20 protein-coding genes are annotated in these 20,751 nt (G+C 76.4%); 9 read left to right on the top strand and 11 right to left on the bottom strand.

From position 1 onward, the window contains the following. The first annotated feature begins 21 nt into the window (after nucleotides 1-21). The 3 genes from BJ983_RS29990 to selB are packed head-to-tail and all read left to right on the top strand — an operon-like array spanning nucleotide 22 to nucleotide 4,198. Nucleotides 22-1,068 (top strand): permease, encoded by a 1,047-nt coding sequence (locus BJ983_RS29990; protein WP_179797165.1) that lies wholly within the window; start codon nucleotides 22-24, stop codon nucleotides 1,066-1,068. Continuing rightward, nucleotides 1,065-2,408, top strand: a complete 1,344-nt coding sequence (gene selA, locus BJ983_RS29985; RefSeq protein WP_179797163.1) for an L-seryl-tRNA(Sec) selenium transferase — start codon at nucleotides 1,065-1,067, stop codon at nucleotides 2,406-2,408. Before BJ983_RS29990 ends, selA begins: the two co-directional genes overlap by 4 nt. Then, a complete protein-coding gene (gene selB / locus BJ983_RS29980) occupies nucleotides 2,405-4,198 on the top strand; it encodes a selenocysteine-specific translation elongation factor (protein WP_179797161.1) in 1,794 nt (597 codons plus the stop codon). Before selA ends, selB begins: the two co-directional genes overlap by 4 nt. A 3-nt stretch (nucleotides 4,199-4,201) precedes the next feature. Here selB and BJ983_RS29975 read toward each other — a convergent pair whose 3' ends face one another. From BJ983_RS29975 to BJ983_RS29965, 3 genes are all read right to left on the bottom strand, one after another. Next, nucleotides 4,202-5,008, bottom strand: a complete 807-nt coding sequence (locus tag BJ983_RS29975; protein ID WP_179797160.1) for a SigB/SigF/SigG family RNA polymerase sigma factor — start codon at nucleotides 5,006-5,008, stop codon at nucleotides 4,202-4,204. Further along, nucleotides 5,005-5,472 (bottom strand): ATP-binding protein, encoded by a 468-nt coding sequence (locus BJ983_RS29970; RefSeq protein WP_218891740.1) that lies wholly within the window; start codon nucleotides 5,470-5,472, stop codon nucleotides 5,005-5,007. Before BJ983_RS29970 ends, BJ983_RS29975 begins: the two co-directional genes overlap by 4 nt. A gap of 187 nt (nucleotides 5,473-5,659) precedes the next feature. Next, nucleotides 5,660-6,061 (bottom strand): STAS domain-containing protein, encoded by a 402-nt coding sequence (locus BJ983_RS29965; protein WP_179797158.1) that lies wholly within the window; start codon nucleotides 6,059-6,061, stop codon nucleotides 5,660-5,662. 286 nt (nucleotides 6,062-6,347) lie between these two features. Here BJ983_RS29965 and BJ983_RS29960 point away from each other — a divergent pair, with 286 nt between their 5' ends. Next, complete coding sequence (locus BJ983_RS29960; protein ID WP_179797157.1) at nucleotides 6,348-6,659, top strand: WhiB family transcriptional regulator; 312 nt, start codon at nucleotides 6,348-6,350, stop codon at nucleotides 6,657-6,659. A 19-nt stretch (nucleotides 6,660-6,678) separates the two neighbouring features. On the opposite strand, the gene BJ983_RS29955 is transcribed toward BJ983_RS29960, so the two are convergent. Continuing rightward, complete coding sequence (locus BJ983_RS29955; RefSeq protein ID WP_281376310.1) at nucleotides 6,679-7,215, bottom strand: proteasome activator; 537 nt, start codon at nucleotides 7,213-7,215, stop codon at nucleotides 6,679-6,681. A gap of 118 nt (nucleotides 7,216-7,333) precedes the next feature. Between BJ983_RS29955 and BJ983_RS32625 the strand changes: the two genes are divergently transcribed. Next, the gene (locus BJ983_RS32625) at nucleotides 7,334-8,098 is read left to right on the top strand and encodes an ATP-binding protein (protein ID WP_179797155.1); all 765 of its coding nucleotides are present in this window, start codon (nucleotides 7,334-7,336) and stop codon (nucleotides 8,096-8,098) included. A gap of 40 nt (nucleotides 8,099-8,138) precedes the next feature. Here BJ983_RS32625 and BJ983_RS29945 read toward each other — a convergent pair whose 3' ends face one another. Further along, nucleotides 8,139-9,188 carry a DNA topoisomerase IB gene (locus BJ983_RS29945; protein WP_179797154.1) on the bottom strand — a complete coding sequence of 350 codons (1,050 nt, stop codon included), beginning with the start codon at nucleotides 9,186-9,188 and terminating at the stop codon, nucleotides 8,139-8,141. A gap of 162 nt (nucleotides 9,189-9,350) precedes the next feature. Between BJ983_RS29945 and BJ983_RS29940 the strand changes: the two genes are divergently transcribed. From BJ983_RS29940 to malQ, 3 genes are all read left to right on the top strand, one after another. Continuing rightward, nucleotides 9,351-10,943, top strand: coding sequence for a RecQ family ATP-dependent DNA helicase (locus BJ983_RS29940; protein ID WP_179797153.1), 1,593 nt, complete (start codon nucleotides 9,351-9,353; stop codon nucleotides 10,941-10,943). A gap of 81 nt (nucleotides 10,944-11,024) precedes the next feature. Continuing rightward, nucleotides 11,025-11,396 carry a hypothetical protein gene (locus BJ983_RS29935; RefSeq protein ID WP_179797152.1) on the top strand — a complete coding sequence of 124 codons (372 nt, stop codon included), beginning with the start codon at nucleotides 11,025-11,027 and terminating at the stop codon, nucleotides 11,394-11,396. Nucleotides 11,397-11,560: 164 nt separating this feature from the next. Then, nucleotides 11,561-13,600 (top strand): 4-alpha-glucanotransferase, encoded by a 2,040-nt coding sequence (gene malQ, locus BJ983_RS29930; protein ID WP_179797151.1) that lies wholly within the window; start codon nucleotides 11,561-11,563, stop codon nucleotides 13,598-13,600. Nucleotides 13,601-13,664: 64 nt separating this feature from the next. Here malQ and BJ983_RS29925 read toward each other — a convergent pair whose 3' ends face one another. Both BJ983_RS29925 and rfaE2 (BJ983_RS29920) read right to left on the bottom strand, forming a co-directional pair. Then, nucleotides 13,665-14,525 carry a glycosyltransferase gene (locus BJ983_RS29925; RefSeq protein ID WP_179797150.1) on the bottom strand — a complete coding sequence of 287 codons (861 nt, stop codon included), beginning with the start codon at nucleotides 14,523-14,525 and terminating at the stop codon, nucleotides 13,665-13,667. Beyond that, entirely contained in the window at nucleotides 14,518-15,990 is a 1,473-nt protein-coding gene (gene rfaE2, locus BJ983_RS29920; protein ID WP_343054429.1) for a D-glycero-beta-D-manno-heptose 1-phosphate adenylyltransferase, read from the bottom strand. Before rfaE2 (BJ983_RS29920) ends, BJ983_RS29925 begins: the two co-directional genes overlap by 8 nt. Nucleotides 15,991-16,172: 182 nt before the next feature. On the opposite strand from rfaE2 (BJ983_RS29920), the gene BJ983_RS29915 reads away from it, so the two are divergent. After that, nucleotides 16,173-16,553 carry an anti-sigma factor antagonist gene (locus BJ983_RS29915; protein ID WP_179797149.1) on the top strand — a complete coding sequence of 127 codons (381 nt, stop codon included), beginning with the start codon at nucleotides 16,173-16,175 and terminating at the stop codon, nucleotides 16,551-16,553. A gap of 35 nt (nucleotides 16,554-16,588) precedes the next feature. Here the strand turns inward: BJ983_RS29915 and BJ983_RS29910 are convergent, their stop codons facing one another. From BJ983_RS29910 to BJ983_RS29895, 4 genes are read right to left on the bottom strand one after another with little or no spacing between them, the layout of a single operon-like run. Beyond that, on the bottom strand, nucleotides 16,589-17,275 hold the full coding sequence (locus tag BJ983_RS29910; RefSeq protein ID WP_179797148.1) for an SDR family oxidoreductase: 687 nt from the start codon (nucleotides 17,273-17,275) through the stop codon (nucleotides 16,589-16,591). After that, on the bottom strand, nucleotides 17,272-18,792 hold the full coding sequence (rfaE2, locus tag BJ983_RS29905) for a D-glycero-beta-D-manno-heptose 1-phosphate adenylyltransferase (protein WP_179797147.1): 1,521 nt from the start codon (nucleotides 18,790-18,792) through the stop codon (nucleotides 17,272-17,274). The genes BJ983_RS29910 and rfaE2 (BJ983_RS29905) overlap by 4 nt, the downstream gene beginning before the upstream one ends. Then, nucleotides 18,789-19,412, bottom strand: a complete 624-nt coding sequence (locus tag BJ983_RS29900) for a D-sedoheptulose-7-phosphate isomerase (RefSeq protein WP_179797146.1) — start codon at nucleotides 19,410-19,412, stop codon at nucleotides 18,789-18,791. The genes rfaE2 (BJ983_RS29905) and BJ983_RS29900 overlap by 4 nt, the downstream gene beginning before the upstream one ends. After that, nucleotides 19,409-20,680 (bottom strand): glycosyltransferase, encoded by a 1,272-nt coding sequence (locus tag BJ983_RS29895; protein WP_179798445.1) that lies wholly within the window; start codon nucleotides 20,678-20,680, stop codon nucleotides 19,409-19,411. The genes BJ983_RS29900 and BJ983_RS29895 overlap by 4 nt, the downstream gene beginning before the upstream one ends. Nucleotides 20,681-20,751 lie beyond the last annotated feature (71 nt).

Here is a 20,751-nt window from a genome sequence, read left to right as displayed (position 1 = left end):
GGGCGCGCAGACTCGGCCGTCGTGACCACCACGACGACGGCTCCCCGCCGCACCTGGATCCCGGTCACCGGCGTGGTGCTGCTCGCGGTCGTGCTGCTGATCTGGGCGAAGTGGCAGCCGTACTGGGTGAAGGTCCCGTCGGTGGCGGGCTCCGGGTCGCTCGGGAACTCGATCCTGCCCGCGTCCGGGGTGTCGTTGCGGGCGGGCCTGGAGTTCGCGGGCCCGTACTTCCTCGCGATCTGGCCGGCGCTCGTCACCGGGCTCCTGCTCGCCGCGGCGATCCGGACGGTGCTGCCGGCGGACTGGACGGCCCGGACGGTCGGGCGGCGCGGCGCCGTCGTCGGGAGTGCCCTCGCGGTGCCGGGGATGATGTGCAGCTGCTGCTCGGCGCCGGTGGCGGTCGGGCTGCGGCAGCGTGCGGCCGACGTGCGGGCCGCCCTCGCGTTCTGGTTGGCGAGCCCCGCCCTCAACCCCGTCGTCCTCGTGTTCTGCGCGTTCGTACTGCCGTGGCAGTGGACGCTGCTGCGGCTGGCCGCCGGGATCGGCGTCGTCGGGGTGGGGGCCCTCGCCGCCCGGCGGGCGGGCGACGCCCCCGACCCGACCGGGCTCGCGGTCGCCACGGACTCCCTCGACGACGGGCGTCCGCTGCCGGTCCGGTTCCTCGCCGCGCTGGGCGGGCTGTCGCTGCGCCTGCTGCCGGAGTACCTGGTGCTGGTGGTGGCGCTCGGCGCGCTGCGCGGGGTGCTGTTCCCGCTCGGGGCGGGGCTCGCCGGCATGCACGGGGCCGTGGTGGTGGCGATCGTCGTGCTGCTCGCGGTGGCCGGGACGCTCCTGCCGATCCCGACGGGCGCGGAGATCGCCGCGGTGGCCGCGCTCCTGGCTGCGGGGGTGTCACCCGTGATCGCGGCCGCGCTCCTCATCACCCTGCCGGCGGTCAGCCTGCCGTCGCTGCTCATGGTGCGGCGGGTGTTCCCGGTGCGGGTGCTGGCCACGGTGACGGTGGGGACGGTGCTGATCGGGGTGGTGTGCTCGGTGGTCGTGGCGGTGGGTGGATCCTGGACGGCGTGACCCCTGATCCCCGGCGGCGCATCCCGCGCACCGACGCCGTCCTCGCCGAGCCGCGGGTGGCGGCCGCCGTCGCCGTCGTCGGGAGGGCGCGGGTGAAGGACGTCGTGCTCGGGGCGCAGCAGCGGGCGCGGGCCGGGGAGATCGGCCCGGACGACGTGGTCGACGCGGTGGTCGCAGCGCTCCCCCGCAGTGCGGCGAGCCTGCGTCCGGTGCTGAACGCGACCGGCGTCGTGCTGCACACCAACCTCGGGCGGGCGCCCCTGTCGGGCGCCGCGCGGGACGCGCTGGTCACGGCGGCGGGCACCACGGACGTCGAGCTGGACCTCGCCACCGGCGGGCGCGGCAGGCGGGGCGCCGGCGCCATGGCGGCGCTGGCCGACGCCGTGCCCGACGCGGGCGGCGTGCACGTGACGAACAACGGCGCGGCGGCGCTGATCCTGGCGGCCACGGCGTTGGCGGCCGGGCGGGAGATCGTCATCGCGCGGGGCGAGATGGTCGAGATCGGCGACGGGTTCCGGCTCCCGGAGCTGCTGGAGTCGACGGGGGCACGGCTGCGGGAGGTCGGCACCACGAACCGCGTGCGGGTCGACGACTACGCGGCGGCGGTCGGCCCGGACACCGGGATGATCCTCAAGGTGCACCCGTCGAACTTCGTGGTGCAGGGCTTCACGTCGAGCGTGCCGGCCGGGGAGCTGACCGGGCTGGGCGTGCCCGTGGTGGCCGACATCGGGTCGGGTCTCCTCGCGCCGCACCCGCTCCTGCCGCACGAGCCGGACGCCGCGACCGAGCTGCGCGCCGGCGTCCCGCTGGTGACGGCGAGCGGGGACAAGCTGCTCGGGGGCCCGCAGGCGGGGCTGCTCCTCGGCGACGCCGCCCTCGTCCACCGGCTCCGCCGGCACCCGCTCGCCCGCGCCCTGCGGGTGGACAAGCTGACGCTCGCCGCCCTCGAGGCGACCCTGCGCGGGCCGGTGCCGCCGGTGCGGGCGATGCTCGAGGCGGACGTGGCCGTGCTCCGCGACCGGGCCGCCGCGGTGGCCGCGGCCGTGGGCGGGGAGGCCGTCGACTGCGCCGCGCAGGTCGGCGGCGGCGGGGCGCCGGGGGTGGACCTCCCCAGCGCCGCGGTGGCCCTCCCGGCGGACTACGCGGAGGCGCTGCGGGCCGGGGACGACCCCGTCGTCGGGCGGGTGGAGCAGGGCCGGTGCCTGCTCGACCTGCGCGCGGTACCCGCCGAGGACGACGCGCGCCTGGTCGCGGCGGTCCTCGCCGTGGCAGGAGAGCGTCGTTCCTCTCACCCGACGACAGCGACGACGCTTCCCTGCCACGAGGGCTCGACGTCGTGAAGGTGCTGGCGACCGCCGGGCACGTGGACCACGGCAAGTCGACGCTGATCCGCGCGCTGACCGGGATGGAACCCGACCGGTGGGCCGAGGAACGGCGCCGCGGGATGACGATCGACCTGGGCTTCGGCTGGACCACGGTCGACGGGCACACGATCGCGTTCGTCGACGTCCCGGGCCACGAGCGGTTCGTGACGCAGATGCTGGCCGGGGTCGGGCCGGTGCCCGCGACGATGTTCGTCGTCGCCGCGGACGCCGGGTGGATGCCGCAGTCCGGGGAGCACCTCGACGCGCTGCACGCGCTCGGCGTGCACGACGGGGTGCTCGTGGTGACACGCTCGGACCTCATGGAGCCCGAGCTCGCGCGGGACGAGGCGCTCGAGCACCTCGCGGAGTCGTCCCTCGGACGGCTGCCCGCGGTGTGCGTGTCCGGGACGACCGGCGCCGGCCTCGACGACCTGCGGGCCGAGCTGTCCGCCCTCGCGGCACGGCTGCCCGATCCCGACCCGGACGCCGACGTGCGGCTCTGGGTGGACCGTGCCTTCACCATCCGCGGCGCGGGGACGGTGGTGACCGGGACGCTCGGGGCGGGCCGGATCGCCGTCGGCGACGAGCTGGAACTGGGCGGCCGGGCGGTGTCGGTACGCGGCCTGCAGTCGCTGGGCGCACCCGTGGAGTCGGCGTCGGCGCTGGCCCGCGTGGCCGTCAACCTGCGCGGGGTGCCGCTCGAGGAGGTCTCCCGGGGCGACGCGCTGCTCACGCCGGCGCGCTGGCTCGCCGCCGGGGTGATCGACGTCCGGGTGCACCCGCCGCGCGGCACCGACGGGGTCGGGAAGCTCCCCGCGCAGGTGATGGTCCACGTCGGGTCGGCCGCGGTGGCCGCGCGGGTGCGGCCGCTGTCCCGCGACGACGCGCCCGACGCCGCGGAGGGCTCCCGCACCGTGCGGCTGACGCTGCGCGAGCCGCTCCCCCTGCGCCCCGGCGACCGCGCCCTGCTGCGCGATCCGGGCGCCCACGCCGTGCTCGGCGGCCTGACCGTGCTCGACGTGCGCCCCCCGGAGCTCCGGCGTCGCGGTGCGGCCCGGGCACGCGCCGGCGAGCTCGCGACGAGCGACGGGACCCCCGACACCGCGGTCGAGCTCTCCCGACGACGGGTGCTCCGCGCCGCCGACCTCGCGGGCCTCGGCCTCGCCGACCCGCCGTCGGGAACGCCCTCCACCGCCGGGTGGTACATCGACCCCGACCACCTCGCCGCGCTGGCGACGACGCTCGTCGAGCTCGTGTCCGCCCACGCCGCGGCCGACCCGCTCGAGCCCGGGCTGTCGACGAAGGCGGCGCAGCGCGGGCTGGAGCTGCCCGACCCGCGGCTGGTCGCGCTGGTGCTCGCACGGTGCCCGGGCCTCGTCGAGGAGGGCGGCCGCATCCTGCGTCCCGGCGACGGCGGGCTGCCCACGGCGGTGCGTGAGGCCGTGTCGGCGGTGCTCGCGGACCTCGCCGACGCCCCGTTCCTCGCCCCCGAGGCCCACCGGCTCGGCGAGCTCGGCCTCGGCGCCCGGCAGCTGGGCGCGGTGGTGAAGGCGGGCGAGCTGGTGCGCGTCGCCGACGGGATCTACCTGCGTCCGGACGCCCCCGACCGCGCGGTCGAGGTACTCGCGACGCTGGAGCAGCCGTTCACCGTGTCGGCGGCGCGCCAGGCGCTGGGCACGACCCGGCGGGTGGCCGTGCCCCTGCTGGAGATGCTCGCCCGGACCGGACGGACCCGGCCGGAGGGCGACGGCCACACCGTGCGGTGAGGCTCAGCTCCCGCCCTCGGACAGGTCCTGGCGCAGCGCCGCGAGCGTGCGGGTGAGCAGACGGGAGACGTGCATCTGCGAGACGCCGACACGCTCGGCGATCTGCGTCTGGGTCATCCCGCCGAAGAAGCGCAGCATCACGATGGTGCGCTCGCGCTCGGGCAGGCGACGCAGCGCGGGCTGCACCGTCTCCCGGTGCTCGACCTGGGTGAGTTCGTCGTCGTCGGTGCCGAGCACGTCGGCGAGGCGACCAGACGACGGGTCGTCGACGAGCATGTCGTCGAGCGAGCTCGACCGGTAGGCGTTGGCCGCCTCCAGCGCCTCGAGGATCTCCTCGCGGGGCTTGGAGAGCCGCTCGGCGAGCTCCCCCGCCGTCGGGGCGCGGCCCAGCTCCTGGGAGAGGGCGGGCATCGCGGAGCCGATCGCCAGCCGCAGGTCCTTGAGGCGCCGCGGGACGCGGGTGGACCACGCCTTGTCGCGGAAGTAGCGGCGGACCTCGCCGGTGATGGTGGGGACCGCGTAGGACAGGAAGTCCGAGCCACGTTCGGGGGAGAACCGGTCGACGGCGTGGATCAGCCCGACCGTCGCGACCTGCTCGAGGTCCTCCTGGGGCTCGCCGCGCTGCGCGAAGCGCCGCGCGATGTGCTTGGCGAGCGGGAGGTAGCCCTGGACGAGGCGGGCGCGGAGTGCCTCGCGACGCCTGTCCCCGACGGGGAGGGCGGCGTGCTCGGCGAGCAGGGGTGCGAGATGGGCGTAGGAGTCGTCGCGCTTCTCCTGGTCCCGCTTCTCCTGCCCGGCGGGGACGCTCACGTCGTGGTCCGGTCCTTCAGCAGCCGGATGCCGATCCACGCCGGGTCGCCGTCGAGCACCTCGGCGACGTCGGTCAGCGTGTCGAGCACGCGCCAGCCGAAGGTGTCCTGACGCAGCGAGGTCGGGCGATCGACCGGCACCCGCGCCACCACGGCGACCCGGCCGTCGATGACCGTGAAGCCGCACCGCAGCTGACCGCCGACGCTGGCCAGCGGGACCAGGGCCGAGCAGGCCTCGTCGACCGCCATGCGCAGGTCGGACACGGCGTCGAGGTCGAAGTCGGCCCGGGCCGCGAGGTCCGCCGCGACGGCGCGGACCGACGGGATCAGCGCCGGGTCGGCGTGGACACGCACCTCGACCGGGCTCGGGACCTCCGCGAGGCTCGTCGTGCTCGGCAGGCCGTCCACCTCGGTCGCCACGCCCGCGGCGGGGACCTCGGGAACGCGCTGCTGCGGATCGGGCATCTGCACGACTGCTGGTCTCCGTTTCGCGGTCGGGGGACGTCGCTCTCGCGACGTCCGGGAAATGCGACGGGGCCCGCCCCGCCGCGTCACCGTATCGGCGCACACGCCGCCGGTCACCACCGGTTCTCGCCGCGCCGGTCGTCGGCGCGGGTCCGGACACGGGCGCGTCGGGCGACGCGCCGCGCGGTCAGGCCGCGAGGGCGTCCTCGACGGTCGTGTGGATCTCGAACAGGTCGGTCAGCCCGGTGGCCTGCAGCGGACGGCTCACGGGGCGGCTGTCGGCCACCAGCCGGAGCGCGACGCCGCGGTTGCGCGACTCGTCGAGCGCCTCGACCAGCAGCGCCAGGCCGCTGGACCCCAGGAACTCGACGGCGAGCATGTCGAGCACGAGCACCGACAGCCCGGCGGCCAGTTCCTCGGTCACCTTGGCCCGCAGTGCCGGCGTGGTGAGCATGTCGATCTCGCCGGTCAGGCGGATGACCGACGTCTCGCCCGAGCGCTGGACGTCGACGCCCATCGGCTCCTCGGTGGAGAACTCCTCCTCGGTGGCCACGGCCTCCCGCCCCCCGTTCCCTGCGCTGTCAGTCATGCACCGACTCCTCGAAACTTGCGTGGTGACCCGTGCCGTGCCGGCAGATCACGGACTCCTCAGGTGGCCGCACGATACCCACCGGGCCGGACACTACTCGCGACGCACGGTCGTCGGCCGGTCGCAGGGTGCCCACCGGGGGTAGGACACACCGGTGGGCCGGTTGCGTCCGACCGGGTGAGGCGAACTGGTTTGTGATCGACGGTGGCCGGTTATACCGCCGACGATCCCGTCGTGCCGGTCACCCCTGGCCGCCGACGCCTGTTCAGAAGGCCTGGAGGTTCCCGTGGCTGATGTGCGTCTGCTGCCCGGCCCGATCATCGACGAGTGGGACTGGCAGCTGCACGGCTCGTGCCGGGGCATGGACTCGAGCTTCTTCTTCCACCCCGACGGCGAGCGCGGCCCGCGCCGCGAGCAGCGCGCCAGCCAGGCCAAGCGGGTCTGCATGGCCTGCCCGGTCCTCGACCCCTGCCGTCGCCACGCCCTGGCGACCCGCGAGCCCTACGGCGTCTGGGGCGGCCTGACCGAGGACGAGCGGCGCTCCGCGCTGCGCCGCCCCCGGCCCGGCACCGCCGGCGAGGTCGTCCTCGAAGGCTGAGTCCGTCCGCGGCGGGCGGTCACAGGTACTGCCCGCCGAACTGACCGCCCTCGGCGGGGGCGGTGCCCCCGGGCAGGGCGGCCCCCGCACGCACCGACCGACCCTCGCGCATCTGCTCGAGCTGTCCCCGGGCCGCCATCTGCTGAGCCAGCACGGCGCTCTGGATCCCGTGGAACAGCCCCTCGAGCCAGCCCAGCAGCTGGGCCTGCGCGATCCGCAGCTCGGCCTGCGACGGGACCTCGTCGGTGCCGAGCGGTAGCGAGATGCGGGCGAGTTCGTCGCGCAGCTCCGGGGCCAGGCCCTTCCCGAGCTCCGTGATCGAGCGGGCGTGGATGTCCGCCAGCCGGGCCCGGCCCGCCTCGTCGAGCGGTGCCGAGCGCACCTCCTCGATGAGCTTGCCGACCATGCCGGCGACGCGCATCACCGCGCCCGGCGACTCGACCAGCTCCGCGGTCCCCGCGCCGTCCCCCGCCCCGCTGGCCGCCGCGGCGGCCAGGGCGGACTGGTCGGAGCGGTCCTCGGCGCCCTCGGCGCCCTCGCCGGCGTCGGTGCTCATGAGCTCCATCATGGCCCGTCCCGGCGGGCGCCGCGCTCCGACCCGGGGCCGGACGACCGGGCCCGGCACCCGCGCTTGCCCCGGCCCGTCCGGGGGTATCACGGCCGCGAGGTGAATCGTGCAGCAACTCGCGTGGGAGACCCGCGCCGCCCCGTCGTCGGGCGACGCGGTCGTGGTGACGGTCCGGGGGGACCTCGACCGCGCCGACCGCGAGTCGTTCGTGCACACCCTCGCCGACCTCCTCCGGGCCCACCGCGGGGTGGTCCTCGAGGCCGCGGACCTGCGGCCCCGGCACGCCTCCGTGGTGCACGCCCTCACCGAGGCGCTCGACCGCACGGCCGGCTGGCCCGCGGCCTGCCTGGCGATCGTGGCGCCCGACCCGGCGCTCGCCGCGCTGCTCACCGGCTCCGGCGTCGCCCGGCGGATCCCCGTCTTCCCCGACGTGGCGGAGGCCCTGGTCCACCTGACCGACCGCCCGCCGCTGCTGCGGGTGTGGTGGCGCTTCACCGTCGACGCGCACGCCCCCGGCCGCGCGCGCACCAGGGTGCGGGAGACCTGCACGCGGTGGGGCGTCTCCGACTCCGTGCGCGAGGCGGCCGAGATCGTGGTGACCGAGCTGGTCACCAACTCCGTCGAGCACGCCACGAGCGCGTCGGTGGTCGAGATGGAGGGCCGGGGCCCGACGCTGCGGATGACCGTCCGCGACTACGGCGTCGGCCACCGGATCCCCGCGGCGGACACGTGGGTCGCGCCGCCGACCTCGTCGCCCCGCGGCCGGGGCCTCGCGATGGTCGCCGCCGTGTCGCGCGAGTGGGGCCTGCAGCGCCACCCCGACGGCACGACGATCTGGTCGGAGCTCGACCCGGACTCGGTCGGCGTCTGAGCGTCGGCCGGATCGCGGGCGGCTCGCACGCCGGCAGGTCTCAGTCGCGGGCCGTGACCAGCTCCAGCACCGCCGCCTCCACCTGCTCGCGCATGGCGAGGTCGGACGGGTCGGCGTCGCGGATCGCGTCGAGCACCGTGCGACCGGCCTCGAAATGTCCGACGAGCACCGGGTCGACGTAGGACCGCTTGCAGACGGCGGGGGTGTTGCCGAGCTGGGCGGCGACGGTCTTCATGGTGTGCGTGACGGCGGCCTTGCGCTTGCGTTCGGCGGTCGGCGGCGTGCCGTCCGGCCCCACCTGGGTCGCGAGGGCCACGGCGGCGACCACGCCCGCGTTCCACGTGCGGAGGTCCTTCGCGGTGAACTCGTCGCCGACCAGCTCGTGCACGGCGTCGTTGACGTCGTCGGCGGTCACGTCGTGCCACACCCGCTTGCGCTGCCGGGTCGCCGACCACGCCAGGAGGTCGTCCCCGCCCCCGCGGCGACGCTTGAGCGAGGTGACCAGGCGGTGGGTGGCCGGGTCGGCGATCGTGAGGGTGCGCGGCACCCCCGCCTTCGCGACGTAGCGGAACTGCACCGACCCGTCCTTGCGGGCGCTGGCGTGCTCGCGGCGCAGGGTGGCCAGCCCGAACGACGCCTCGGAGTACTTGTCGCCCTCCGCGTACTCCTCCCCGCCGACGCGGAAGACCCCGAGGTCGAGCAGCCACACCGCGCCGGCGAGGACCCGCTCGCGGCCGAGCCCCTCGCTCCCGAGAAGTTCCTGGAGCTGCGCACGGACCTCGGGCATCTGCGCGCCGAGCCGCGCGACCCGCTCGAACTTCTCGCGGGACTGCTGCTCGGTCCACTCCGCGTGGTAGCGGTACTGGCGGCGTCCGGCGGCGTCGGTCCCGACGGCCTGGATGTGCCCGTCGTCGCGCGGCGAGATCCACACGTCACGCCACGCGGGCGGGATCACGAGGGCCGTGATGCGGTCCACCGTCGACCCGTCGGTCACCGCGTCGCCCGTGGTGAGGTCGAAGTAGCTGAAGCCCTTCCCGCGGCGGCGGCGTCCGAGTCCGGGCCCGTGGGGGTCGACCCTGGTCAACGTCACCGGCCCGCAGTACCCACCGGTACAGCCACTCCAACCGGGCGTTTCCGGCGACCGGCGTCGGCCCACCCCGGCCCCGTGACAGCGACCCACCGCGGTGTTGACGCGACGAACGACGGACCCTGCGGTCCGCTGCCGCCGGCGGCCGACCATCTCGATGAGGCCGTGGACCGCTTCCTCGGCCCCGGTGCGCGCCTCGGCGACGGCCAGCGCGACGCGGTGCTCGCCGCGCTGACCAGCGACACCCTCGCCGTGCTGCCCCCGGCGGCGGGCAAGACCGCGGTGTACGCGATCGCCGGCGATCTGCTCGGCGGCCGCACCGTCGTCGTGTCCCCGACGCTCGCGCTGCACCGCGACCAGGTGGCGCACCTGAACGCCTCGGGTGTGCGCGCCGGCGCCCTGAACTCGGAGAACGGACGGGGCGCGCTGGCGTCCTTCGTGGCGGGCGAGCTGAGCGTGCTCGTCACCTCCCCCGAGCAGCTCGCGAACCCGGAGGTGCTGCGGGAGCTCGTGACGGCGCCGCCCACGCTCCTCGCCGTGGACGAGGCGCACTGCGTGTGCGACTGGGGCCCGGACTTCCGGCCGGACTACCTCGCGCTCGCCCCGGTGGCGCGGGCGCTCGGGTCGCCCCGGATTCTCGCCCTCACCGCGACCGCCTCGGTGCCCGCCCGCGAGGAGATCCTCGACCTGCTCGGGGTGCCCGACGCGTGCGTGGTCGTCCGCGACGTCGACCGGCCGGACACCCACCTCGCCGTGCACCTCGTCCACTCCGAGGAGGCGAAGTGGCGGCAGGTGACCGACGCCGTCGTCGGGCTGGAGGGGCCCGGGATCGTCTACGTGACCACCCGGGGGCACACCACCCTGCTCGCGGACCGGCTGAAGGAGGCCGGGGTGACCGCCGGGGCGTGCCACGGGGGGCTCCGCAAGCGGGAGCGGCAGGCCGTGCAGGACGCGTTCATGGCCGACGACCTCCGCGTCGTCGTCGCCACCAGCGCCTTCGGCATGGGGATCGACAAGCCCGGTGTCCGCTGGATCGTCCACGGGGACGTGCCCACCTCGATCGACGCCTACCACCAGGAGATCGGCCGGGCCGCCCGCGACGGCGGCACCGCCCGGGCCGTGCTGTTCCACCGCCCGCAGGACCTGGCGCGGCCGAAGCTCTTCGCGTCGGGCCGCGACGCCCGGGCGGCGGCGCTCGCCACCGTGATCGAGGCGATCCGCCTGCACGACGACGGGGTGGCGCAGGTCGAGCTGGCCGACGCCGCCGGACTGTCGAAGGCGGCGCTGTCGCGAGCCCTGCCCGCGCTGATCGCGGGCGGCTGCGTCACCCAGGCCCCCGGTCGGCGCCTCCTCGCCGGGACCAACGACGGGCCCGCGATCGACCTCGCCCGGGCGGCCGCCGAGCTGGTGACCCGGAGCCGGGACCGGCAGCGGTCGAAGGTCGAGCTGGTGCGGCGCTTCGCCGAAGGGACGGGCTGCCGGCGGCGGACCCTGCTCGAGGTGCTCGGGGAACCCCGGGACGGGGCCTGCGGGAACTGCGACCGCTGTGACGCGGGCGACGTCGGGGACCCCGGGGCGCGCTCCGGCGCGTCCCACGGAGAGCCGGCACCCGGCGAGGCCGTCGCCCACGACCAGTGGGGCCGCGGCGTCGTGCAGACCGTCGCCGACGACACCGTGGTCGTGCTCTTCGACGAGGTCGGCTACCGCACGTTGTCGATCCCGGTCGTCCGCGAGCGGGGCCTGTTGACCTCCGTGTGACCGCGTCGGCGTTTGCGTGTCACACCGGGTGCCGATTCTGGTAGTGCTGACGTGAACCCTGTCCTCGAACGGAAGGTGCCCGTGCTCCTCGACCCCATCTCCACCCGGCCCGACGCCGGATCCTCCGACGCCGGCCTGGCCGCCGTCGTGCCCGACTTCCCCGACACCGCGGTGCTCCCCCGCGTCCTCCCCGACGACCTCGGCTCCCTCGTGGCCCGCGCCCGGCGTGACCGTGGCTCCGCCCTCGCCCTGGTCCACCTCCTCCTCGAGCGCGGCTGGACCGCGACCGAGGTCGGGACCGCACTCGACGGGACGGTCGCGCTGACCGGCACCCAGATCGAGGCCCTCGCCACCGTGCGTCGGCCGCGGACCTCCGCCTCCGACGTCGCCGACCGTCTGGTCGCGAACCGTCGTCCGCTCACCCCGCGCGTCCCGTTCCCCCGGACGAGCTGAGCCCCTCCCCCACCTCTCGGCAGGGAAGCGTCGTTGCTGTCACGGGATGACAGCAACGACGCCTCGCTGTCACGGGTCGCGGCGCTGATCCGGCGGGTCCTCACGCACGCCAGTGGGTAGGACTGGGAACCTCGTCGTCGACGAGCCACCCCGAGAGGAGCCCGGTGCCCGGCGTCAGTCCTGACCTCGCCGACCTCGCCGCCGCGTACGGCGTCGCCACCCGCTACCGCGACGCGGGCGACCGCGACGTCGACGTCGACGCCTCCGTGGTCATCGACGTCCTCGCCGCGCTCGACGTCGACGCGTCGACCGACGAGGCGGTCCGCGACGCGCTCGCGAACCGGCGGCAGGGCTCCCTGCCGCCCACGCTCGTCGTCGGGACCGCGCCCGTGGAGCTCCCCGAGCCGGGGGAACTGACCCTCGAGGACGGGACCACGAGCCGGGTGTCGACCCTGCAGGACCTGCCCGTCGGCTACCACCGGGTGGTCAGCGGGCACGAGGAGGCGGCGGTGCTCGTGCCGCCGGCGCGCCTGGCCGAGGTGCCGCGGACGTGGGGCTGGATGGTGCAGCTCTACTCCCTGCACTCGCCCGGTTCGTGGGGCTGCGGGGACCTGGTCGACCTGCGGGACCTGCTGACCGCCGCGACGGGCCAGGGTGCGGGGGCCGTGCTGTGCAACCCGCTGCACGCCCTGCGGCTGGAGCCGACCGTCGAGTCGTCGCCGTACTCGCCGTCGTCGCGCCGCTACCTGCACCCGGTGTCGCTGCGGGTCAGCGCGACCCCCGCCTACCGCGCCGCGCCCGCGCACGTGCGCCACGCGGTGGACCGGCTCGCGCCCGACGCCGACGCCCTGAGCGAGCACCGGCCGACCGACCTCATCGACTACGACGCCGTCTGGGCCGCGAAGCGGGCCGCGCTCGCCCTGCTGCGGCCCTTCGCCGGGTCGGTCGGGGCGACGCCGGGCCTCGAGCACGCGGTGCCGCCCGTGCCGGGGGCGGCGGTCGGCGACACGGACGACCCCGACACCGCCCTCGCCGCCGAGCACCGCGCCGTGGTCGCGGCGCTGTCGCCGGCCCTGCGCGACGTGGCCACCTGGTACGCCCTGGCCGAGAAGCACGGGCCGGAGTGGCGGACCTGGCCCGAGGACGTCCGCTCCCCCGACGGGCCTGGGATCGAGGCGGCCCGCGAGGAGCTCGTCGACCGCGTCTCCTTCCACGGCTGGTGCCAGTACCTGCTCGACCACCAGCTCGCCGAGGCGCACGCGGCGACGTTCGGGATGCCGGTCGGGCTCGTCGCCGACCTCGCCGTGGGCTGCGCGCCCGACGGCGCCGACGCCTGGGCGCTGCAGTCCTTCCTCGCACCCGGCGTGCACGTGGGCGCGCCGCCGGACGACTTCAACCAGCGCGGCCAGGACTGGTCGCTGCCCCCGTGGCGTCCCGACCGGCTGGCCGCCGCCGGCTACGGCCCGCTGCGGGACATGCTCGGCGCCGTCCTGCGGCACGCCGACGGGGTGCGGATCGACCACGTCGCCGGGCTCTGGCGGCTCTGGTGGATCCCGCCGGGCCGCCCCGCCACCGAGGGCACCTACGTCCACTACGACGCCGAGGCGATGCTCGCGGTCCTCGCGATCGAGGCCTCCCGGGCCGGGGCCGTCGTCGTCGGGGAGGACCTGGGGACGGTGGAGCCCGAGGTCACCGAGGGGCTGGCCGAGAACGGCATGCTCGGCTGTGCGGTGCTGTGGTTCCAGCGCGACGCCGACGGTGACCTGCTCCCGCCGTCGCAGTGGGAGGAGATGACGCTCGGGACGATCTCCACCCACGATCTCCCGACCGCCGTGGGGTTCCTGCGCGACGAGCACGTGCGCATCCGCGACGAGGCGGGCCTGCTGACCGACGTCGACGCGGCCCGGGAGCAGGCCGCCCGGGAACGCGAGGAGCTGCTCGCGCTGCTGGTGTCGCAGGGGGTGCTGGGCGAGGACCGGTCGGAGGCGGCGGTCGTCGCGGCGATGCACCGGCTGCTCGCGGGGGCTCGGTCGCGGATCGTGCTGGCGTCGTTCACCGACGTCCTCGACGAGGTCCGCCAGCCGAACCTGCCCGGCACCACCGACGCCTACCCGAACTGGCGGATCCCGCTGCCGCTCGCGCTCGACGAGCTGCTGCGCGACCCGCGGGTGCAGACGACGGTCGAGGCGTTGCGGGGGCGGTAGGCCCTCCGTGGCAGGACAGCGTCGTCGCTGTCACCTGGTGACAGCAACGACGCTCTCCCGCCACTCAGAGCGGGAGCAGATCCACCGCCGACGAGCCCCGGTCGGGCAGGGTGGTGGCCGACTCCTGGTGGTACGCACCGCTCGGCAGGATGCCCGCGGCGCCCGAGCGGGCCATCACGCGCTGCTGCACGAGCACGTCCTCGCCGTGGGCGTTCTCGGGCACCTCGCGCCAGAAGTCGAACCCCCCGGCGTCGAGCAGGGCCGCGCGGTCGAACAGCACGCAGCCCGCCGCCCAGGCGATGCGGTAGGCCGACCACGACGACGGGTCGGGCACGGCCGCGCCGGGCGCGTCCAGTCCCTCGGCGAACGCGAGGTGCATCCCGTTCGCGGCGTTGCCGAGCCGCCAGCGCTGCCACGCGGCCGACTCCTTCTCGATCCGCTCGGGGCCGGGCTCCCACCGTTCGTAGGTGACCCGCTCGTGCGGCCGGTCGTCGTCGAGGTGGGAGAGCCCCTGCATGGCCGCGGCGACCATCCCGCAGCCCAACGACCGCAGCGCGGTGTGCAGCCGCGCGAGCACCCCCGGCTCGAGCCAGACGTCGTCGTCGAGGAACAGCACCGCCGGCGCCGTCGACCGGGACAGCAGGAACGCCCGCTGCTCGGCGATCCCGCGACGCGGGAGGTGGCGGAGCAGCTCCACCTCGACGCCGCGCAGGCGGAGCGCCCGCACGAGGGTGGACGCGGCCGCGGTGTCGAACGACGCCTCGTCGTCGGACTGGTCGGAGACGACCACCCGGAACGACGGGCCGGCCTGGGCGGCGAGTCCCGCCAGCGTCGCGGCGAACTCGACCGGGCGGTCCTTCGTCGGGATGAGGACGTCCAGGACCGGAGACGAAGCGGAGCGGAGCTCGACCGTCGAGTCAGCCACGGGCCTTGATCCGTTCCACGATGAGCGAGGTCGACCGGTCGGGCAGGTAGTCGAGGATCGCGACCTGCCCGCCGTAGGCCTGCACCGTCGGGGTCTCGGGGAGCATGTCCGGCGTGTAGTCCCCGCCCTTGGCGTAGACGTCGGGGCGCAGCGCCTCGAGCAGCGCGACCGGGGTGTCCTCGGCGAACCCGACGACGTGGTCGACGCAGGAGAGCGCCCCGATCACCGCCGCGCGGTCGGCGAGCGGGTTCACCGGGCGCTCCGGGCCCTTCAGCCGGGTCACGCCCTCGTCGGCGTTGAGCGCGACGACGAGCACGTCGCCGAGCCGCTTGGCCTGGTTGAGGTAGGCGACGTGACCGCGGTGGACCACGTCGAAGCAGCCGTTGGTGAACACGATCCGTCGTCCCTCGGCGCGGTGCCCGTCGACGAGCGCCGCGATCTCCTCGAAGGTCGACAGCGAGCCGCCGGACGCGCCGACGCGCGCGACGAGGTCGGCCGTGGAGCAGACCGCGGTGCGCACCCGGCCCACCACGACGTCGGCCGCGGCCTGGGCGAGTTCGACGGCCGTCGGCGCGGGGGTGCCCGCGGCGAGGGCGAGGGTGAGGCCCGCGGTGAAGGAGTCGCCGGCCCCGCAGGCCCGGCTCTCCGGCGCGGGGCGCGCCCAGGTGCGGTGCGCGGGCTGGTCCGGGGACAGCAGCACGGCGCCGTCGCGGTCGAGGGTGGCCACGACGGCGGCCGCGCCGGAGCGCCGTCGCAGCTCGCCGGCCGCGGCCTCGGCGGCCGCGGCCCGGTCGGGGCCGCGCAGGGGGCGGCCGAGCAGGAGGGCCACCTCCCCGGCGTTCGGGGTCACGACGTCGGGGGCGGCCGGCTCCCAGCGCGCGACGGCGTGGGCGTCGACGACGAGCACCCCGAGCCGGTCCCGGCGGGCGGCGACCGCGGCCACCGCGTCGTCGTCGAGCGCGCCCGCGGCGTAGTCGCACACCACGGTCGCGTCCGGGCGGTGGGCCAGCGCCGCGTCGAGGGCGGGCACGAACCCGGCGACCGGGTCGGCGGGCGGCACGGTGTCGTAGCGGGCGACCATCGCGTCGTCGGCGACGATGCGCCGCTTGGCCGCGGTGGGCCGACCCGGTGCGACGACCACGCCCGTGGTGTCCACCCCGGCCTCGCGGAGCAGCCGCTGCAGCGTGCGCCCGTCGTCGTCGTCCCCCACCACCGACACGAGCGCGACGCGCGCGCCGAGCGCCGCGAGGTTGACCGCGGTGTTGGCGGCGCCGCCCGCGGCACAGCGGGTCCGGTCGATCTCGACGACGGGGACGGGAGCCTCGCGGGAGAGCCGGTGGCTGGGCCCGGTCATCCAGCAGTCGAGGACGGCGTCGCCCACGACGACGACGCGGGGCGCCGCCTCGGCGAGCCGACGGGGCAGGTCGGCGGCCAGCGGAGCGCGGTCGAGTGGCGTCACTGACACCGGCCCCTCCCTCCGGACGGGGTGACGGACCGGGTGCGTGGCCGGTACCCGGGGTCCTCGCTAAAGTTCGGCCACCGCAACCGCGGGGTCGAGCAGCCTGCCCCCGGTCCCCACCGACGAGTTCCGTGCGCCACCCGGCCGTCCCCGGCCGGGCGCCGATCGTCCGTGCCCCAGGAGGTCGAGTGCACGACGGGGCGGACCGTCCGGCGCCGGACCCGGGCACCGTCGAGGTGGCCCTGCGCGACGCGAGCGACGGTGTCGCCGTGGTCGCGGTCGTCGGCGACGTGGACGCCGCCGCGACGAGCGCCGTGCGCGCGGGCGTCGACGAGGCCGCGGCCGGGGCGCGGGCGGTGGTGCTCGACCTCGAGGAGGTCGCCCTGCTCGCCTCGGCCGGCATGACGCTGCTGCTCGAGGTCACCGAGGACCTGCGGGGCCGCGGCGTCCCCCTGCTGCTCGTCGCGCAGGCCCGCACGGTGCGTCGCCCGCTGCGGATCACCGGCCTGGACCGGGTGCTCACGCTGCACGACGACGTGGCGAGCGCCCGGGCCGCCATCGACGGCTGACGCCCGGGCGGCGTCGGGGTGGGACTCGGGACGGATCACGGGTAGGACGACTCCCCGGACGCCGCGACCAGCAGCTCGCGCACCTCGCTGCCCGGGGGCCGGGTCAGCGCGAACAGCACCGCCTCCGCCGTCTGCGCCGGGTCGTTGAGCTGGGCGTCCGGGCCGGGCTTGTACTGCTCGGGGCGGTCGTCGAAGAAGTGCGTCCACATCCCGCCGGGCACGAGCAGCGTCACGCCGACCTTGCCCGCCCACTCCGCGGCGATCGCGCGGGTGAACCCGACGACGCCGAACTTCGAGGCGCAGTAGGCGCTCGCGTCGGAGACGGCCTTGACCCCGAGGGTCGAGGAGACCGTGACGACGGTGCCGTGACGCTCCTCCAGGCTCGGGAGGGCGGCGCGGACGACGGCGGCGGTGCCGAGCAGGTTGACCGCGACGACGCGCTCCCACTCCGCCCACTCGACGTCGACGATGCGTCCGCAGCGGTCGATGCCGGCGGCGGTGACGACGCCGTCGAGCGCGCCGTGCTCGTCGATCGCGCGGGCGACGGCGGACTGCGCGGCGACCGGATCGGCGAGGTCGACCTCGACGAAGGCGTGCCCGGCGTCAGGGGCCTTGAGGTCGAGGACGACGGGGGTGCCGCCGGCGTTCGCGACGGCCTCGGCCACGGCGGCGCCGAGACCGGACGAGCCGCCGGTGATCAGGACGGTGCCGGGGTCGGTCATCGGGATGCTCCTTCGATCGAGAGTGCAGCTGCGGACACGAGTCGGGTCGACGAGCGTCCGGCGTGGTACGGGACGGCCACGACCTCGCCGCCCCAGGAACGGACCAGCGGTGCCTCGGGGAGGTCGTCCGCCGCGTAGTCGCCGCCCTTGACCCAGACGTCGGGTCGCAGGCGGGCGATGAGGGCCTGCGGGTCGTCCTCGTCGAACACCGCGACGGCGTCGACGCAGGCCAGGGCCGCGAGCAGTTCGGCGCGGTCGGACTGGCCGACGATCGGGCGCGCCGGGCCCTTGAGCCGGCTCACCGACGCGTCCGAGTTCAGGCAGACGATCAGCACGTCACCGAGCGCCCGGGCCGCGGCGAGGGTGCGCGCGTGACCGGCGTGCAGGAGGTCGAAGCAGCCGCCGGTGGCGATCACCCGGCCACCCCGACGACGGGTCGCGTCGGCCAGGGCGACGGCCGCCTCGGCGTCGCCGGGGACGAGCGGGAACTCGTCACGGTGGGAGTCGTGAGGGGAGGATCCGAGCGCTCTCGTGGCACCGGGGTTCCCCTCGTGCGAGAAGGCGGGGTGGGTCCACGTGCCGTCCGTGAGCCGGACGGCGCCCGCTCCCCCGCCGCCGACGAAGGCGCCCGCGGCCGTGACGGCGGCGGACACGGCCTCGTCGGGGGCGGCCCCGCCGGCCAGCGCCAGGGCGGCCGCGGCGGCGAACCGGTCGCCGGCACCGCAGGGGTCGCCGCCGGCGACGGCGGTCGCGGGGACGACGGCGTTGCCGGCCGCGCACCGCAGCAGGGCGCCGTGCGCCCCGGCGGTCACGACGACGGCCTCGACCGCCCAGTCCTCGCGCAGGGCCGCAGCCGCGCGGGATGCCTGGCCGAGCCAGTCGAGACGTCCTCCATCGGTCTCGGCGGCCCCCGCGGCGCCCGACCCGTGACGGCTCGGCGCACGGCCGGTCGCCTCGGCGAGGTTCGGGGAGACCAGCGTCGCCCCCGGGACGGGGTCGGAGCCCTTCGGGTGCGGGTCCCACACGAGCGGCAGGCGACGGGCGGTCGCGGTGAGCAGCTCCCGCAGGGCCGGGTCGGCGGTGACGCCGCGCCCGTAGTCGGCGACCAGCACCGCCCCGGCGTCGGCGAGGGCGTCGGCGACCGGGTCGAGGTCCCAGGGACCCGTCCCGAGGCCCCCGGTGTCGAGTCGGAGCAGCGGCCGGTCCCCGGCGAGCATGCGGGTCTTGCGGGGCACCTCGCCCGTCGTCGGGAGCCCGATCACCTCCACCGTGCCCGCGAGCAGCTCGCGGAGCCGGGCCGACCCCTCGTCGTCCCCCAGCGGGGCGACGAGCCGGACCGGCCGGTGCGAGGCGAGGGCCGCGAGCAGCGCGGCGAGCGCGGCGCCACCCGGGCGGGGACGTTCGGCGTCGGCGTCGAGGACCGGCACGGGGGCGTCCGGGCAGAGACGGGTGGCGGCACCGTCGACGTCCACGTCGAGCAGCGCGTCGCCGAGCACGACCAGGGGCGGGAGGCTCATGCGACCGACCTCCCCAGCGTCGAGTCGACCATCTCGCAGAGCAGGTGCACGGCGACGAGGTGCGCCTCCTGCACCGACGGCGTGACGCCGGGCAGGCAGATGGCCTCGTCGCTGGCCTGCGCGAGCGGGTTGGGGGCGGGTCCCGTGATCGACCAGACGGTGACGCCGAGCGCGCGCGCCACCTCGGCGGCCGCGAGCAGGTTCTCGCTGCGGCCGCTGGTGGACAGCAGGATCAGCACGTCGCCAGGGCGGCCGTGGGCCCGGACCTGGCGGGCGTAGATCTCCACGAACCCGTAGTCGTTCCCGAGCGCGGTGATCGTCGAGGTGTCCGCGTGCAGCGCGAGCGCCGACAGGGGCTCGCGCTCGCCGCGGTAGCGCCCGACGAGCTCGGCGGTGAGGTGCTGCGCCTCGGCGGCGCTGCCCCCGTTGCCGGCGGCGAGCAGCCGGCGGCCCGCGGACAGCCGCGCGGCCAGCTCGGCGCCCCACGCCGCGAAGACGGGGGCGTGGGACCGGACCGCGGTCAGCGTCGCGGCGAGGCCGTCGAGGTGCTTCCCGACGACGAGCTCCGGGTCGGGCGTGGCGGTGGTGCGGGTGGGTGGGATCGCGGGGACGGTGCTCACGAGCGCACTCCCGTCAGGTCGGCGACGGCGGGCTCGGCGACTCCCGGCGCGAGGGCGTCGAGCACGTCGCGGTACACGGCGACGGTGGCGGCGGCCACGCGGTCCCAGGCGTAGTGCTCCAGCACCCGCGACCGGCCGGCACGCCCGAGACGGGCCCGCGCGGCGGGGTCGGCGAGCAGCGAGGTGATCGCCCGCGCGGCGGCGTCCGGGTCCCCGGGCGGCACGTGCAGGCCGGTGACGCCGTCGACGACCGTGTCCGCGAGGCCTCCGACCTGGGCCGCCACCACGGGCCGGCCGCTGGCCATCGCCTCGAGCGGCACGAGCCCGAACGGCTCGTAGGTGGGCAGCTGGACGACGACGTCGGCGTCCCGCATCAGCGCGGGCACGTCGGCGGGGCCGACCCTGCCGACGAAGCGGACCCGGTCGGCGACCCCCTCGGCGGCGGCGAGCGTCTGCAGCCGCACGACCTCGGGGTCACCGGCGAGCTCCGCGCCCTCGGGGCCGCCGGCGACGACGAGCTCGGCGTCCCCGCCGACCCGGGCCAGCGCCCGGATCGCGGTGTCCACGCCCTTGCGGGGCACGAGGCGGGACACCGTGAGCACCCGCGGCGGCCCGGGGCGCCGGGCCGTGTCGTCGGGATCGAAGCGCCGGACGTCGACCCCGCAGGGGACGACGTCGACGTTCGTGACCGGGATCCCCAGGGCGGCGAGCTCCCGGACCTCGTCGGCGCACGTGGCGATCACGCGGTCGACCTGGGCGCCGAGGTCGGACTCGAGCGCGACCCGCGACGGCGGGCTGGTGTCGGCGGCGCCCTGGTGGCGGCGCTTCACCGACCCGAGGGCGTGGAAGGTCTGCAGCACCGGCACCCCGAGGGCGCGGCCGGCGTCGAGGGCGGCCAGACCGGACATCCAGAAGTGCGCGTGCGCGACGTCGGGCCGCCACCGGCTCCACCGTCGTCGGAGGACCGCGGCGAAGGCGTCCATGTGCTCGAGCAGGTCGTCCTTGCGCAGCTCGACCGCGGGACCGGCCGACACGTGGTCGACCACCACCCCGGACGGCAGGCGCACCTGGTCCGGGGTGTGGGGGTCGGTGCGTCTGGTGTGCACGACGACCTCGTGGCCGACGCGCGCCAGCGCCTCGGCGAGGGCGTGCACGTGGACGTTCTGTCCGCCGGCGTCGACGCTGCCGAGCCGGCCGTGGCCGGTCCCGGGTCCGTCGGGGCGCACGGCGAGCGGGCTCGCGTGCTCGGAGACCATGGCGATCCGCATGGCGAAGTCCTCCTGGGTGCGCGGGGACGGCACGACACCGCCCGGTCCCGGGCGGGGTGGGCGCAGGCGCG

The organism is Actinomycetospora corticicola (assembly GCF_013409505.1).
Lineage (GTDB): Bacteria > Actinomycetota > Actinomycetes > Mycobacteriales > Pseudonocardiaceae > Actinomycetospora > Actinomycetospora corticicola.
The sequence above is the reverse complement of the archived record's forward strand: the minus strand, read 5'-3'. Positions and strand labels throughout refer to the sequence as shown.